The 15,821-nt window shown below is 70.7% G+C and carries 11 protein-coding genes and 1 pseudogene; 7 read left to right on the top strand and 5 right to left on the bottom strand.

Annotated features, from left to right (window positions below):
- Positions 1-187 precede the first annotated feature (187 nt).
- Entirely contained in the window at positions 188-1,135 is a 948-nt protein-coding gene (locus ACZ3ZD_RS11090; RefSeq protein ID WP_467395485.1) for a beta-ketoacyl-ACP synthase III, read from the bottom strand.
- 258 nt (positions 1,136-1,393) lie between these two features.
- Between ACZ3ZD_RS11090 and fdhD the strand changes: the two genes are divergently transcribed.
- Complete coding sequence (fdhD, locus tag ACZ3ZD_RS11085; RefSeq protein ID WP_467395484.1) at positions 1,394-2,242, top strand: formate dehydrogenase accessory sulfurtransferase FdhD; 849 nt, start codon at positions 1,394-1,396, stop codon at positions 2,240-2,242.
- A 246-nt stretch (positions 2,243-2,488) separates the two neighbouring features.
- Positions 2,489-3,431 (top strand): annotated as a pseudogene (locus tag ACZ3ZD_RS11080) (LamG domain-containing protein); the annotation flags it as partial.
- Here the strand turns inward: ACZ3ZD_RS11080 and ACZ3ZD_RS11075 are convergent.
- Entirely contained in the window at positions 3,381-4,424 is a 1,044-nt protein-coding gene (locus tag ACZ3ZD_RS11075; protein ID WP_467395483.1) for a bile acid:sodium symporter family protein, read from the bottom strand. The pseudogene ACZ3ZD_RS11080 and the gene ACZ3ZD_RS11075 overlap by 51 nt on opposite strands.
- 143 nt (positions 4,425-4,567) lie before the next feature.
- Between ACZ3ZD_RS11075 and ACZ3ZD_RS11070 the strand changes: the two genes are divergently transcribed.
- The 3 genes from ACZ3ZD_RS11070 to ACZ3ZD_RS11060 all read left to right on the top strand — a co-directional run bounded on the left by ACZ3ZD_RS11070 (position 4,568) and on the right by ACZ3ZD_RS11060 (position 8,532).
- A complete protein-coding gene (locus ACZ3ZD_RS11070; protein WP_467395482.1) occupies positions 4,568-5,437 on the top strand; it encodes a LysR substrate-binding domain-containing protein in 870 nt (289 codons plus the stop codon).
- Between the two features lie 326 nt (positions 5,438-5,763).
- On the top strand, positions 5,764-7,590 hold the full coding sequence (locus ACZ3ZD_RS11065) for an AMP-dependent synthetase/ligase (protein ID WP_467395481.1): 1,827 nt from the start codon (positions 5,764-5,766) through the stop codon (positions 7,588-7,590).
- Positions 7,591-7,695: 105 nt separating this feature from the next.
- Complete coding sequence (locus tag ACZ3ZD_RS11060) at positions 7,696-8,532, top strand: aldo/keto reductase (RefSeq protein ID WP_467395480.1); 837 nt, start codon at positions 7,696-7,698, stop codon at positions 8,530-8,532.
- A gap of 128 nt (positions 8,533-8,660) precedes the next feature.
- On the opposite strand, the gene ACZ3ZD_RS11055 is transcribed toward ACZ3ZD_RS11060, so the two are convergent.
- Complete coding sequence (locus ACZ3ZD_RS11055; RefSeq protein ID WP_467395479.1) at positions 8,661-9,272, bottom strand: hypothetical protein; 612 nt, start codon at positions 9,270-9,272, stop codon at positions 8,661-8,663.
- A 205-nt stretch (positions 9,273-9,477) separates the two neighbouring features.
- Here ACZ3ZD_RS11055 and ACZ3ZD_RS11050 point away from each other — a divergent pair, with 205 nt between their 5' ends.
- Positions 9,478-10,167, top strand: a complete 690-nt coding sequence (locus tag ACZ3ZD_RS11050; RefSeq protein WP_467395478.1) for a glycoside hydrolase family 75 protein — start codon at positions 9,478-9,480, stop codon at positions 10,165-10,167.
- Between the two features lie 72 nt (positions 10,168-10,239).
- Here ACZ3ZD_RS11050 and ACZ3ZD_RS11045 read toward each other — a convergent pair whose 3' ends face one another.
- Positions 10,240-11,157 carry a class I SAM-dependent methyltransferase gene (locus ACZ3ZD_RS11045; RefSeq protein ID WP_467395477.1) on the bottom strand — a complete coding sequence of 306 codons (918 nt, stop codon included), beginning with the start codon at positions 11,155-11,157 and terminating at the stop codon, positions 10,240-10,242.
- Between the two features lie 239 nt (positions 11,158-11,396).
- Positions 11,397-12,872: a cellulase family glycosylhydrolase gene (locus ACZ3ZD_RS11040; RefSeq protein ID WP_467395476.1), complete on the bottom strand. Its 1,476-nt coding sequence runs from the start codon at positions 12,870-12,872 to the stop codon at positions 11,397-11,399.
- A gap of 240 nt (positions 12,873-13,112) precedes the next feature.
- Here ACZ3ZD_RS11040 and ACZ3ZD_RS11035 point away from each other — a divergent pair, with 240 nt between their 5' ends.
- Positions 13,113-15,806: a cellulose binding domain-containing protein gene (locus ACZ3ZD_RS11035; RefSeq protein WP_467395475.1), complete on the top strand. Its 2,694-nt coding sequence runs from the start codon at positions 13,113-13,115 to the stop codon at positions 15,804-15,806.
- Positions 15,807-15,821 lie beyond the last annotated feature (15 nt).

The raw sequence follows: 15,821 nt of genomic DNA, 5'->3' as shown, positions 1-15,821 counted from the left end.
TTGCGGGGCGCGTTCCCCGCGGCGACATGGACAACAATACCAAGGTTTCGGAGTGCGTTTCACCTGCGTATCCGCCTGCGGAGCCGTCGCCGGGCGGCCGATTGTCGGCGGTATACATGCTGCAAGATCCCGCATACCGTACGTGAAAAGTCTCCGTAGGCGGCAGACGGTGCACGGGATCCCGGGCTCAGGGGCAGCGTACGACCTGCCCGGCGTACGACAGATTGCCGCCGAAACCGAACAGCAGCACCGGATCGCCGGTGCTGAGCGCTCCTCGCTCGACCAGTTTGGAGAAGGCGAGCGGAATACTGGCGGCCGAGGTGTTGCCGGATTCGGTGACATCGCGGGCGATCACCGCGTTGACGGCCCCGAGCTTCTCGGCCAGCGGTTCGATGATCCGCAGGTTGGCCTGGTGCAGGACGACCCCCGCGAGGTCCTCGGGCGCCGCGCCCGCCTTCTCGCATGCCTGACGAGCGATGGCCGGCAACCGGGTGGTGGCCCAGCGGTAGACGCTCTGCCCCTCCTGCGCGAACCGCGGCGGTGTCCCCTCGATCCGCACGGCGTGCCCCATCTCCGGCACCGACCCCCACAGCACCGGCCCGACCCCGGGCTCCTCCCCCGGCGCGCATGCCGTCAGGACGGCGGCCCCGGCGCCGTCGCCGACGAGCACGCAGGTGGAACGGTCGGTCCAGTCGGCGACCTCCGACATCTTGTCGGCACCGACGACCAGGGCGCGGGTGGCCGCGCCGGCCCGGAGCGCGTGGTCGGCGGTGGCCAGCGCGTGGGTGAAGCCGGCGCACACCACGTTGACGTCCATGGCGGCGGGCCGCGGGATACCCAGCCGGGCCGCGACCCGGGCGGCGGTGTTCGGGGAGCGGTCGATCGCGGTGGAGGTGGCGACGAGGACCAGGTCGATGTCGCCCGGAGCGAGGCCGGCCGCGGCGAGGGCCTTGGCGGCGGCGTGCGCGGCCAGCTCGTCGACGGGTTCGTCGGGGCCGGCGATATGCCGGGTCCGGATGCCGACCCGGGTGCGGATCCACTCGTCACTGGTGTCGACCATGTCCGCCAGGTCGCCGTTGGTGAGCACCTTGGCGGGCTGGTAGTGACCGATGGCGGCGATGCGTGAGCCGTTCATGCCGGGATCCCCTCGTGCCGTGGGTAGCGGGATGCACCAGTCTGATCAGTGACTCACGGGTACGAGGGCAGGTGAACCCACAGCAATCGGGCGCCGTGATTGTCGGCTCCCCTCAGACCGTCGCGTGACTCCCCATGCGCAGGACAATGGACCGTGGAGGTCGCCCTCGGCCGCAGGACAACCCGTGGCCCACGGCAACCTCCGCACGAACGGCCGTTTCCGCTACCAGTACAGACAGAAACCGGGGCTGATCAGACCATGGGACGAGTCACGGAACGACGCAGGGTCCTCCGCATCCGGGACGGCGCGGTCTCCACCCGCCCGGACACGCTCGTCGCCGAGGAACCCCTGGAGATCCGGCTGAACGGCAAGCCGCTCGCGATCACCATGCGCACCCCCGGCGACGACTTCGCACTGGCGGCCGGTTTCCTGGTGAGCGAAGGTGTCCTGGCTGCCGCGTCCGATCTGCAGAACATCGTCTACTGCGCCGGGGCGACCGCAGACGGTTCGAACACCTACAACGTGGTGGACGTGAAGACGACGCCCGGTGTCACGCTCCCCCAGTTCGGTCTGGAGCGGAACGTCTACACCTCCTCCTCGTGCGGACTGTGCGGCAAGGCCAGCCTGGACGCCGTCCGTACGACCGCGCGCTGGCCGATCGCCGACACACCGCCGCTCCGGGTCACCCCGGAGTTGCTGGCCGGCCTTCCGGACCGGCTGCGGTCGGCCCAGCGCGTGTTCGACCGGACCGGCGGCCTGCACGCGGCGGCCCTGTTCAGCGAGGACGGAGAACTGCTGGACACCCGCGAGGACGTGGGCCGGCACAACGCGGTCGACAAGCTGATCGGACGGGCGCTGCAGAACGACGGACTGCCGCTGTCCCGGACGATACTCATGGTCTCCGGCCGGGCCTCCTTCGAGCTGGCGCAGAAGGCGGTCATGGCGGGCATCCCGGTTCTCGCGGCCGTGTCGGCACCCTCGTCGCTCGCGGTGGACCTGGCCGCGGAGACCGGTCTGACCCTGGTGGGCTTCCTGCGGGGCAGCTCGATGAACGTGTACGCGGGCGAGGACAGGATCGCCCTGCAGCAGCCGGCCGCCCAGAGCTGACCGGTACGCCTTTCGACCGCGTTTGCATGGCCGACCGGCGCGTAGGGCGCACCGGGCGCCGGCGATGGAAGGCGGATCGCACGTGCCGTCAGGCCTGCGCCCGACTCGCATCCGCACTCGCCACGGCCACCGCCGCGGCCGGCCTGCTCGCACCGCTCCTCCCCGCCCATCCGGCCCACGCCCAACCGACCGCGGTGCGAGCGGGGTTTGAGCAGCAGGTGCTGTTCAAGGCCGCCCAGGACCCACGGCGGCACCAGGTTCACCGCCTCGCTCAGCGGCCTGCCCGATCTGTACGCCCCGCAGGTGCAGGGCTCGCTGCTGCGCCTGGGCGACCGTCTCCTGCTCGCCTGCCCCGGCGACCCCGACCGGCGCCGCACGATGATGATCTGGTCCTCCTACGACGGCGGCCGCATCTGGGACAGCGTCGACCGCGGCACGGGCGTCACCACGGACTGGTCCGGCCACTCCGACCTGGTGCGCGTCGGCTCCGGCACGGTCGGCCCGCTGTACGAGGGCGGCGCGGTGGACGCCCGCGACGAGATCCGCTTCGCCCGCTTCACCGAGGACTGGCTCGCCCCGCGCCGCGGCCCCGACCCGGTCACCGCCGACCTCGCCCCGCACGCCCGCCCGGCGGCGGTAGTCGGGCGCCCCGGGGCGACGGAAGGGGTGTCCGGGCGCTGGAGTTCGACGGCACGGACGACGCCGTACGTCTGCCGTACCGCGCCGGCCTCCCCCTGGGCACGAAGGACTTCACGGCGTCGCTCTGGTTCCGGTACACGGCGACGGCCGGGGAGCAGCCGCTGCTCTGGATGGGCGGGGTGGGCACCAGCCAGCCGCAGGTGTGGCTGCGCGTACACCGCAGACCGCATACGTCCGCTCGGATAGCGCATACAACGACGGCCTCTGGCATCACGCCGTACTGCGCCGCGGCGGCGGGCGGCTGTCGCCGGCGGTCGACCGTGCGCGGTATGCCGTGGACGATGTACCGGGTTCCGTCAGCCGCACCTCCCCCCCCTTCGGCGTCCATCTGGGCCAGCGCATGGACGGCCGGGCCTTCTTCACCGGCGCCCTGGACGAGGTACGTGTCCGGGACCGGGCGCTCACCGACGAGGAGCCGGCCGACCCGGACGTCCTGCGGTCACCGCAGGACACGGTCCTCCGGCTGCCCCTCGACCGGGTGCGGGGCTGACCCCTCGGGCGCGTCCGCGGTCGCCTCGGGATCGTGGGCGCGCCGCTTGGCGATGACCGCGCACACCATCAGCTGCATCTGGTGGAAGAGCATCAGCGGCAGGACGGCCAGGGAGGCGTGGCTGCCGAAGAGGACGCTCGCCATGGGCAGCCCGGAAGCGAGGGACTTCTTGGACCCGGCGAACTGGATGGCGATCCGGTCCTCCCGGTGGAAGCCGAGGGCCCGGGTGCCGTACCAGGTCAGGAGCAGCATCGCGGCCAGCAGGACGGCCTCGACGCCGAGCAGGCCGGCCAGGCGTACGGGGCTGACCTGGTGCCAGATGCCCTGGTTCATGCCCTCGCTGAAGGCGCTGTAGACGACCAGCAGGATGGAGCCGCGGTCGACGAGCCCGAGGACCTTCTTGTGCCGGGTGACGAAGCCGCCGATCCAGCGCCGCAGCAGTTGTCCCGCGAGGAACGGCACCAGCAGCTGGAGCACGATCTTCAGCAGTGAGTCGGTGGAGAACCCGGCCCCGTCGCCCCCGAGCAGTCCCGCCGCGAGCAGCGGGGTGAGGACGATGCCGGCGAGGGAGGAGAAGGACCCGGCGCAGATCGCGGCGGGCACGTTGCCGCGCGCGATCGAGGTGAAGGCGATGGAGGACTGGATCGTGGAGGGCACCAGCGTCAGGAAGAGCAGGCCCTGGTAGAGGGGCTGGGTCAGCAGGTACGGGACCAGTCCGCGCGCGGCGAGACCGAACACCGGGAAGACGACGAAGGTGCAGATCAGGACGGTGACATGGAGTCGCCAGTGCCGGAGGCCGTCCACCGCCTCACGGGTGGACAGCCGGGCGCCGTAGAGGAAGAAGAGGAAGGCGATCGCGGCCGTCGAGGCGCCGGAGGTGATGCCGGCGGCGGTGCCCCGGGCGGGGAGGAGCGCGGCGAGCCCCACCGTCCCGAGCAGCAGCAGGATGTACGGGTCGATCGGCATCCGGCTCGGCCGGCGCAGGCGTTTCACAGTGCTCCGATTCCGTTGGTGACGGGCGTTCCCCGGGGCCACGGCGCCCCTCTCCATGGTCCTCTCCCGAACGCCGATCGGGAATCCCGCACACCGCTCTCACTGTCATCACGTATGACGATGAGCAGTCTAGGCTTTCAGGCGTGTACGACCCGACGCAGTTGCGCACCTTCCTGGCGGTCGCCCAGACGCTGAACTTTACGCAGGCGGCCCGGCGGCTGGGGCTGCGCCAGTCCACGGTCAGCCAGCATGTGCGCCGGCTGGAGGACGCGGCCGGCCGGCAGCTGTTCTCCCGGGACACCCACTCGGTGGAGCTGACCGAGGACGGTGAGGTGATGCTGGGGTTCGCCCGCCGGATCCTGGAGGTGCACGAGCAGGCCACGGCGTTCTTCACCGGCACGCGTGTGCGTGGCCGGCTGCGCTTCGGCGCCTCGGAGGACTTCGTGCTGACCCGGCTGCCGGAGATCCTGGAGAGCTTCCGCCACGACCATCCGGAGGTCGACCTGGAACTGACGGTGGAGCTGTCGGGGACGCTGCACGAGCAGCTGGCCGCCGGGAAGCTCGACCTGGTCCTGGCCAAGCGGCGGCCGGAGGACCCGCGCGGCGAGCTGGTCTGGCGGGACGACCTGGTGTGGATCGGCGCGGAGGGGCTGCGTCTGGAAGCCGACCGGCCTGTTCCGCTGATCGTGTATCCGCCGCCGGGCATCACCCGGGCCCGGGCGCTGGAGGTGCTGGAGCGGCAGGGCCGTCCATGGCGGATCGCGTGTACGAGCGGCAGCCTCAACGGGCTGATCGCGGCGGCCCGCGCCGGCCTCGGGGTGATGGCCCACTCCCGCCGGCTGATCCCGCCGGACCTGTTCCGGCTGCCCGACCGTGCGGGCCTGCCGGACCTGGGCAGGATCGACTTCGTTCTCGTCCACGGCCACCGCCGGACACCGGCCGAGGGCGCCGCGAAAGCGCTGGCCGCGGCGATCCTGGCGGGCGGCGAGCGGCTGCGCCGCAGCGGCGGCTGACCTCGCCGGGCCCGGGCCCGGGTCCCGGCGGCTGACCTCGTCGGGCCCGGACCTGGGCCCCTCCCCCCGGCCCTTCGTCCGCGCGCGGGCCGCCGTAATCGGCACGTACAGATTCGGTGGAGATTACGGAACCGAAACTTACTGACCCGTCAGTACTGTGTCCGGCCCTTCCCCATGTGCGCGCATTTCACGACCGTCTTCAGGGTGGAACGTGAGGTTTGCTCGGTTTCCGTACCCCTCCCGGATACCGACCGGGTGGGGTAGCTTTCACCGCGCTGTGCGGTACAGGGACGAAGTCACCGAGGCGCGAGACACGGGGAGTGAGGTTGCGCGAGTTCACCAACCCTCCGCTGGCGTCTGCGCCGCCGGTGGGCGGTCTGGCAGACGTCGTCTTCGACCATGCCCTGACCGACCCGCTGCACATCGCGCTCGGCCGCAAGGACCCCGACGGCCAGTGGCGGGACGTGACCTCCGCCGAGTTCCGCGACGAGGTCATGGCCCTCGCCAAGGGCCTCCTCGCCGACGGTGTCCGGTTCGGCGACCGGGTCGCGATCATGTGCCGCACCCGCTACGAGTGGACCCTCTTCGACTTCGCCCTGTGGACCATCGGCGCCCAGGTGGTGCCCATCTACCCCACCTCCTCGGCCGAGCAGTGCTTCTGGACGCTCTACGACGCCGAGGTGTCCGCGGCGATCGTGGAGCACGAGGACCACGCGATGACCATCGCCACCGTCATCGACCGGCTGCCGCGACTGCGCCGGCTGTGGCAGCTCGACGCCGGCTGTGTGCAGGAGCTGTACGACGCCGGGGCCCACGTGGACGACGAGGTGGTGCACCGGCACCGGCAGGCGGTCGGCCCCGACTCGGTCGCCACCGTCATCTACACCTCCGGTACCACCGGCCGTCCCAAGGGCTGTGTGATCTCCCACCGCAACTTCATGTTCGAGGCGGACACCATGATCCAGCGGTGGGAGCCGGTGTTCCGCTCGAAGAAGGGCGACGAGGCGTCCACGCTGCTGTTCCTGCCGCTGGCGCACGTCTTCGGGCGGATGGTGGAGATCGCCGCGGTCCGCGGCCGGGTCCGCTTCGGGCACCAGCCGCAGATGCACGCCGCCGCCCTGCTGCCCGACCTGGCCGCGTTCCGGCCGACGTTCATGCTCGCGGTGCCGTACGTCTTCGAGAAGGTGTTCAACGCCGCCCGCCGCAAGGCCGAGCTGGAGGGCAGGGCCGGGCCGTTCGAGAAGGCCGTCGACATCGCCGTGAAGTACGCGGAGGCGGTGGAGGCGAAGGCGTGGGGCATCGGGCCGGGGCCGTCGGCGGGGCTGCGGATGCAGCACCAGCTGTTCGACAAGCTCGTGTACGCGAGGGTCCGCGCGGCGATGGGCGGCCGTATCCGGAACGCGATGTCCGGAGGATCGGCCATGGACCGCCGCCTGGGCCTGTTCTTCGCGGGTGCCGGCGTGCAGATCTACGAGGGTTACGGCCTGACCGAGTCGACGGCCGCGGCGACCGCGAACCCGCCCGAGCGCACCCGGTACGGCACGGTGGGCCAGCCCGTCCCGGGAGTGACCGTGCACATCGCCGACGACGGGGAGATCTGGCTGCGCGGTGACAACGTCTTCCAGGGCTACCTGAACAACCCCAAGGCCACCGACCAGACCCTGCACGACGGCTGGCTCGCCACCGGTGACCTCGGCTCCCTCGACGAGGACGGCTATCTGACCATCACCGGCCGCAAGAAGGAGATCCTGGTGACCTCCGGCGGCAAGAGCGTCTCGCCGGGCGTGCTGGAGGAACGGGTCCGCGAACATCCGCTGGTCAACCAGTGCATCGTGGTGGGCAACGACCGCCCGTACATCGCCGCCCTGGTCACGCTGGAGCAGGAGGCGGTCGAACACTGGCTCCAGATGCGGGGCAAGCCCCGGCTCACCCCGGCCGAGCTGGTCCGCGACCCGGACCTGGAGACGGAGGTACGGCGGGCGGTGGTCGCCGCGAACACCCTCGTCTCGCAGGCCGAGTCGATCCGTACCTTCCGCATCCTGGCCCAGCCGTTCACCGAGGAACACGGGCTGCTGACGCCGTCGCTGAAGCTGAAGCGGAAGGCGATCGAGAAGGCGTACGCGAACGAGGTCGACGCTCTCTACCGGGCCTGACGCCAACCCGACACCAAGCGGATCGCGCGGTCAGGAATGCGCGGCGGCCCCTGATCGTTGACGATGTGAGTACCACCTGTCGACAACCGAAGGATCAAGAGGCTCGTGAGCAGCAAGGTCCCCCCGATCATCCTCAACAACGGCGTCGAGATGCCCCAGCTGGGCTTCGGCGTCTGGCAGGTGCCGGACGACGAGGCCGAGCGGGCCGTCGCCACGGCGCTGGAGGCCGGGTACCGCAGCATCGACACCGCTGCGATCTACGGCAACGAAGAGGGCACCGGCAAGGCCATCGCCGCCTCCGGCCTGGCCCGCGAGGACGTCTTCGTCACCACCAAGCTCTGGAACAGCGACCAGGGGTACGACGCCACGCTGCGCGCGTTCGACGCGTCGCTGGAGAAGCTGGGTCTCGACTACGTCGACCTGTACCTGATCCACTGGCCGCTGCCGTCCCGGGGCGCGTACACCGACACCTACAAGGCGTTCGAGAAGCTGTACGCGGACGGCCGGGCCCGTGCCATCGGCGTCTCCAACTTCCTTCCCGAGCACCTGCGGCGGCTGCTCTCGGAGACCTCGGTCACCCCGGCGGTCAACCAGATCGAGCTGCACCCGCACCTGCAGCAGCACGAGGCGCGCGAGCTGCACGCCGAGCACGGCATCGCCACCGAGGCCTGGTCGCCGCTCGGCCAGGGCAAGGGCCTGCTGGAGGTGCCGGCGATCGTCGCGATCGCGCGGAAGCACGACCGCACCCCCGCCCAGGTCGTGCTGCGCTGGCACCTCCAGCTCGGCAACATCGTGATCCCGAAGTCCGTGACCCCGTCGCGGATCAAGGAGAACATCGAGGTGTTCGACTTCAGCCTGGACGACGAGGACCTGGCCGCGATCAGCGCCCTCAACGAGGACCGGCGCCTGGGTCCCGACCCCGCCACCTTCGACGTGGACTGAGCACCGCCGCGTACCGCTGAGCACCTCCGAAGGACGGCTCCGTCCTTCGTCGGCCCCGGCCGTGCGCCCCGCCGTCGCGCGGGCGCACGGCCGGGCGCGGTGTGGCGTGCGGGACGTACCGGTTCGGCTCACTCGTAGCGCACGTCCGCGTACACCACCTCCAGTTCCTCCAGGCCGACGACGTCCACGTGCGCTTTCGCGGACGCCTGGTGGCGCACGGCCACCACGGCCGCGCGCGAGGCGGCCAGGGAGGAACGGTCGACGAACAGGGTGCCGCTCATGGCCCGCCCCCGTTCACGGTCGATCAGCAGGGTGACCCCTGCCAGTCCGTGCAGCGCCTCGGCCCGCGGTACCACCGTGGCCCGGAAGGTGTCCACGACGAGATCCGCGTCCCTGGGGTCGAACTCCATCCGTGTCAGGCGCAGTCCGCCGCCCTGCCGCGGGTGGGTGATCTGGTGGAACACCGCCGCCTCGTAGTGGGCGACCGCCAGGGTGCCGGCGAACGGCTCCAGAAGTCCCGCGCGCCGCTCCCGCATCACCTCGTCGCTGTTGTGCTGCGCCTGCTCGGACTCCCACCAGCTCACCGTGAGGAGCGTGCCGAGTTCCCGGTTCGCGAACACGCCCGCCCCGCGGTACCCGGGGCGTTCCTCCAGCAGGTCCCGCCCCTCGCTGTTCAGCGACCGGACGGCCGTGTCGAGCAGAGCCGGATCCCCGGTCGCGTACACCGCGCGTACGAACATGAGCCCTCACCTCCGGGTAAGGGGAGCACCGACAAAGCCGGACGAAGAGTGATGTATCCGGCCTGTCCAGTCTCTACGTCCCGGTAAGTCACCGCAATACGCACAGGTTTCGCCGGTTCGCAACCCGAGGGTTGACGAGGGCATGCCGAGAGGGCCACCGTAGGGAGGCATCCGTAAGGAAACTTTCCTAACAGAAGGGGTTCCCATGCGCCTGCGCACACTGACCCTCGCCGCGGCCTCCGGCACCGCACTGCTCGCCGCCGGACTCCTCCCCGCGCACGCCTCCGCGTCCCCCCGCTCCGCGCAGGAGGGCACCGTCAGCGCCGCCGACCTGCTCGCCAAGGTGACGTCCTGTTCGCAGATATCCAACGGCAAGTACAAGACCGACGACGAGACGTCGGCCACCGTGCCCGTGTGCGGCAAGAACGGCGCGGTGTTCTGGAAGGCCGACATGGACATCGACTGCGACGGCCAGCGCACCGCCAACTGCAACGAGGACCGCGACCCCTGGTACCAGGACGACACCGCCTTCCACCAGTCCGACGGCAAGCCGTTGAAGGCGGAGACCCTGCCGTACGTCGTCGTGCCCAGCACCAGCGGCATCTGGAACTACTCCGGCGCCGGCATCAAGGGCGGTGGCGTGGTCGCCGTCGTCTACAACAACAAGGTCGAGTACGCCGTCGTCGGCGACACCGGCCCCACGAAGATCATCGGCGAGGCGTCGTACGCCACCGCCAAGGCGCTCGGCATCGACCCCGACCCGGCCACCGGCGGCGCCGACTCGGGCGTGACCTACATCCTGTTCAAGAACTCCCAGGTCTCCCCCATCGAGAGCCACAGCGCCGCGGTCTCCCTCGGCGACAAGCTGGCCAAGCAGTTCCTCGCCGACAACTGACGGCTTCCCACGTGCGGGGGCGGCCGGGGGACAGACTCGGTTGCCGACGCCGCGCCGGTCCGCGCGCCCGGACTACCCCCGGCGGACCGCCGTGTACACGGTGTACGCCCCCAGCACGAACACGTCCGGCCGTACGTGCACGCTCGCCGCATCGGACGGGTCGAGCAGCCGGTCGAGGGTGGCGCGGTCCTCGGCGTCCAGGGCGTCACCGAGGCCCTCGCGCAGGCGGGACAGGTGCGCGACGACGTAGGCGCGGGCCCGGTCGGAGACGGGGGCGGGCAGGTCGAGCAGGAATGTGCGGGTCCGTGTGTGCTTGAGGCCGGCGGCGGCCAGCAGGGCGGGCCAGTCCTCGGTCTCGGCGACGGAACCGGGTAGGTCGGCGCGCATACGGGCGAACCAGTCCTCCTCCAGGGCGTCCAGCCGGGCCTGCAGGCCGGGGCGGCCGATGCCGATGTCGCGGGGCAGGAAACGGGAGGGCAGACCGCCTTCCAGGAGGGCGAGGGTGCCCCCGGGGGCGAGCCGTTCGGTGAACGCGGCGAGCGCGGCCCGCTGGTCGCCGAGGTGGTGCAGGCTGCGGCTGGCCCACAGCACGTCCGCCGGATAGTCCAACCCGTCCAGTACGTAGGGCAGTTCACCGGCGAGGGTGTCGAAGCGGTCGGCGACGCCCTGGCGGGCCGCCCGCGCACGGGCGCGTTCCAGCAGCGGCGCCGTGGCGTCGACGGCGACGACCCGGGCCCCGGGGAACGCCTCGGCGAACAGGCAGGAGACCACACCGGGACCACTGCCCGCGTCCACGATCAGCCCCGGCTCGGTCACCTCCTGCCCGAGCCACGCCATGGCCCGCTCGTAGACGGGGGTGAACAGCTCCGCCTGCGACTCCAGCAGGGGGCCCAGTTCGTTCCAGTCGATGTCCGTACCGTGTACGTGTCCGTGCTGGTGTCCGTGCTGGTGTCCCTGCCGGTGCCGGGTCTCGTGGTGGTCGTGCGCCATGGTGGTCAGCCTTTCTTCCGGGTGCCGTCAGAGTGCGACGGCATGCCGTGCGAAGGCCAGCGGTGTTGCTGAAGCGGCAAACACGGGACGCGTCACGGCAAAGCCACCGGCGGCGACGAGCCCGTGGACGGCGACTTGGGGGCGGCCCTGCGGTGTGGGTCGTCGCCATGGCACCGCGTCGGGCACGTGGCCGGGGCCGGACCGGCATGGTCCGGCCCCGGCTGAGGCCCACCCGGCACCTAGGGGTTCAGGGCGCGCAGGTGATCGCGCAGGCCGGTGCCGTAGGCGGTGGGTGTGCCGTCGTAGGCGCTGATGAGGGACGGGCCGGAGGAGCAGTCCCAGGTGTTCCAGGTCCAGCCGAGGTAGGACAGGCCGTGCTCGTCGAACCACTTCATGACCTGGTCGACGAACCCGTGCGAGCAGGTGTTCTCGCCGATCTCGCCGGCGATCAGGGGGACCTGGGCGGCGACCGGGGCGATGGTGGAGTTCCAGCAGCTCTCGCTGGAGCAGGTGTTGAAGTTGTAGACGTGGAAGGCGGCGGCGAGATTGCCGGCCGGGTCGGTGGGCCTGTACGCGGTCCACTGGCTGAGGTCGTTGGAGTACGCCAGCCCGCCGGCCATGATGACGTTCGTGGCACCGGTCGCCCGGATGCTGTCCACGAGATCCTGCATACCGGCGACCTCGTACGGGATCCCGGGGCAGCTGCCCCCGTCCCGCCAGCACTTCCACGCATCGGTGACACTGGAGGTCGCCCGGTCCGGGTACGGCTCGTTGAACAGATCGAACACCGCAGCCCGATCACCCTTGAAGGTGCTCGCCACCGAGGACCAGAAGGACGGGCTGTACTGCATGTCGGGCATCGGCTTCTGGCAGGTGGCGTGCACGTCCGAGCAGCCGGCCGAGTTCCCGGTGTACTGGCCGTAGGTCCAGTGCAGTTCGATGATCGGGGTCATGCCGTGCGCCTCGACGCGGTTCACCAGCTCCTTGACGGCGCTGATGTAGTTCGCTCCGGCGTAGTCGGGTTTGACGTTGGACAGGCCGAGCCAGCACTCCTCGTTGAGCGGGATGCGGACCGCGTTGGCCTTCCAGTCGGCGATCGCCTTGATCGCCGCGTCGTCCACCGGGCCGTCCCAGATGCCGCGCCCCTGCACGCACATGAACTCGCCGCCGGAACGGTTGACGCCGAGCAGACGGCGGGCGGTGCCGCCGGCGTCCACGAGCTTGTTGCCGGCGACGTGCAGGGCGGGCGCGGTGCCGCCGGACGGGGGCGGTGTCGTCGGCGGCGGGGTGGTCGGGTCGGGGTCGGCGTTGCAGGTGGTGCCGTTGAGCTTGAACACGGTCGGCGCGGTGTTGCTCCCCGACCAGGAGGCGAGGAACCCGGCGCTGACACTCGCGCCGGTGGCCAGGGAACCGTTGTAGCTCTCGTTCGCGGCGGTCACGGTGGTGCCGGACTGGGACCACTTGGCGTTCCAGCCCTGGGTGACCTTCTGCCCGCCGGCGAAGTCGAAGGTGAGCTTCCAACTGCTGAGGGAGGCCTGGTTGTTGGTGATCTTCACAGAGCCCTGGAAGCCGTCGCCCCACTGGCCGGTGACGGAATACTCCACCGTGCAGGCGGGCGTGGCTCCCTGGGCGGAGACCACCGGCACGACCACGCCCGAGACGAGCGCGACCGCACCGACGGCGGCTATGAGTACTGAACGGGGGATTTGTCTCATGAGCGAGTCCTTGCAGCTGGGCGCGCCGTGACGGACGCGTCGACCGAACGGAACCGCTCCCACTGGTGCGAGGAAAGGTAGCGCCAACCGGTCGCGCTGCCCAGGGAGTCGGCTGACCTTTCCGCAACCGGACGGGTCGAATCTTTTCGGCTCTTCAAGCATCTTGACCACCCCTGGCCCGATCCCCACTATGGGAGCGCTCCCACTGGTTCACACCTTGACGTCCCGGAGACCCCCACCGTGCGTAGAACCCGCATCCTCGCGGCCGTGTTCACCCTCGCCGCGGGCCTGCTCGCCGGCACCCCGCCCGCACTGGCCGCGTCCGCGCCGGCCGCGTCCGCATCGCACCCCTCCCTCGCCGCGGACACGTACACCTGGAAGAACGCGCGGATCGACGGCGGCGGTTTCGTCCCCGGAATCGTCTTCAACCGCTCCGAGAAGAACCTGGTCTACGCCCGTACCGACATCGGCGGCGCCTACCGCTGGCAGGAGGCGACGAAGACCTGGACCCCGCTGCTGGACTCGGTCGGCTGGAACGACTGGGGTCACTCCGGCGTGGTCAGCCTGGCGTCCGACCCGGTCGACCCGGACAAGGTGTACGCGGCCGTCGGCACGTACACCAACAGCTGGGATCCGACGAACGGCGCGGTGCTGCGCTCCGCCGACCGGGGCGCGAGCTGGCGGAAGGCGGACCTGCCGTTCAAGCTGGGCGGCAACATGCCGGGCCGGGGCATGGGCGAGCGGCTGGCGATCGACCCGGACAAGGACAGCGTGCTGTACCTGGGCGCGCCCAGCGGCAGGGGTCTGTGGCGGTCGACGGACTCGGGGGCGACCTGGTCGCAGGTGACGAGCTTCCCGAATCCCGGCAACTACCAGCAGGATCCCAGCGACTCGACCGGTTACGCGAGCGACAACCAGGGCATCGTCTGGGTCACCTTCGACGAGTCGACAGGGTCGCCCGGGAGTGCGACGAAGACGATATACGTGGGCGTCGCCGACAAGGACAACGCGGTGTACCGCTCGACGGACGCGGGAGCCACCTGGTCCCGGCTGGCGGGCCAGCCGACGGGATACCTTCCGCACAAGGGCGTACTGGATACGGTGAACGGCTTTCTGTACGTCGCGTACAGCGACAAGGGCGGCCCGTACGACGGCGGCAAGGGCCGGCTGTGGCGGTACGCGACGGCGACCGGTACCTGGACGGACGTCAGCCCCGTCGCGGAGGCCGACACGTCCTACGGATTCAGCGGGTTGACGGTCGACCGTCTCCACCCGTCCACCATCATGGCGACCGCGTACAGCTCCTGGTGGCCGGACACCCAGATGTTCCGTTCCACCGACAGCGGCGCCACCTGGACGAAGGCCTGGGACTACACGTCGTACCCGAACCGCTCGAACCGGTACACGATCGACGTGTCCTCCTCTCCCTGGCTGACCTTCGGCGCGAACCCGTCGCCGCCCGAACAGACGCCGAAACTGGGCTGGATGACGGAGGCGCTGGAGATCGACCCGTTCGACTCCTCCCGCATGATGTACGGGACGGGCGCCACGCTCTACGGCACCGAGAACCTGGCGGAGTGGGACAGCGGCGGCCGGTTCACGGTGAAGCCGATGGTGCGGGGCCTGGAGGAGACCGCGGTGAACGACCTCGCGGCACCGCCCTCCGGTGACGCCCGGTTGTTCAGCGCGCTCGGTGACATCGGCGGCTTCCGGCACACGGACCTGACCGAGGTGCCGTCGATGATGTACACCTCCCCCACCTTCACCACGACCACCAGCCTGGACTTCGCCGAGTCGGACCCGGGCAGGGTGGTCCGCGTCGGCGATGCGGACTCCGGTCCGCACATCGCGTTCTCGACCGACAACGGCGCCAACTGGTTCGCGGGCACCGACCCGTCGGGGGTGTCGGGTGGCGGCACGGTGGCGGCGGCCGCGGACGGCAGCCGGTTCGTCTGGAGCCCGGCCGGTACGGGTGTGCGGTACACGACGGGCTTCGGCACGTCCTGGTCGGCGTCGAGCGGTATCCCGTCCGGCGCGACCGTCGAGTCGGACCGGGTCGACCCGAAGACCTTCTACGGCTTCAAGTCCGGTACGTTCTACGTCAGTTCGGACGGCGGCGCGAGCTTCACCGCCTCCTTGGCAGCGGGCCTGCCGAGCGGTGACAGCGTGCGCTTCAAGGCACTGCCCGGCACGAAGGGCGACATCTGGCTGGCGGGCGGGGCGGCGGACGGCGCGTACGGCCTGTGGCACTCCACGGACGGCGGCGCGAGCTTCGCCAGGTTGCCGAACGTCGAGCAGGCCGACACGATCGGTTTCGGCAAGGCCGCGGCGGGGGCGTCGTACCAGACGCTGTTCACCAGCGCGAAGATCGGCGGGGTGCGCGGCATCTACCGTTCCACGGACAAGGGCGCGACCTGGACGCGTATCAACGACGACGCCCACCAGTGGGGTTGGACGGGTGCGGCGATCACGGGCGATCCCCGGGTGTACGGCCGCGTGTACGTCTCGACCAACGGCCGGGGCGTCATCTACGGCGACACCTCCGACCCGGGCGGCGGCGGTGACGGCGGGGGCGGTGGAGGCGGGGACGGCGGTACGACGCCTGCGCCGTCCGGTGCGTGCACCGTGACCTACCGGATCACCCACCAGTGGTCGGACGGTTTCCAGGCGGACGTCCAGCTCACCAACACCGGCCCGGCGGCCTGGAACGGCTGGTCCCTCGGCTGGAGCTTCCCCGATGGCCAGAAGATCACGCAACTGTGGAACGCCGGCTACACGCAGTCGGGTCCGGCGGTGACGGCGAGCAACGTGACCTGGAACGGCGGGGTGGCGGCGGGCTCGTCGGTGGCCTTCGGGTTCACGGGGAGCTGGTCGGGCACGAACGCGAAACCGGCGGTTTTCAGGCTGGGCGACCAGACCTGTACAACAGGCTGACCTGTGGGTCGTAGG

The sequence above is a fragment of the Streptomyces sp. NPDC023481 genome (assembly GCF_055560195.1).
The sequence above is the reverse complement of the archived record's forward strand: the minus strand, read 5'-3'. Positions and strand labels throughout refer to the sequence as shown.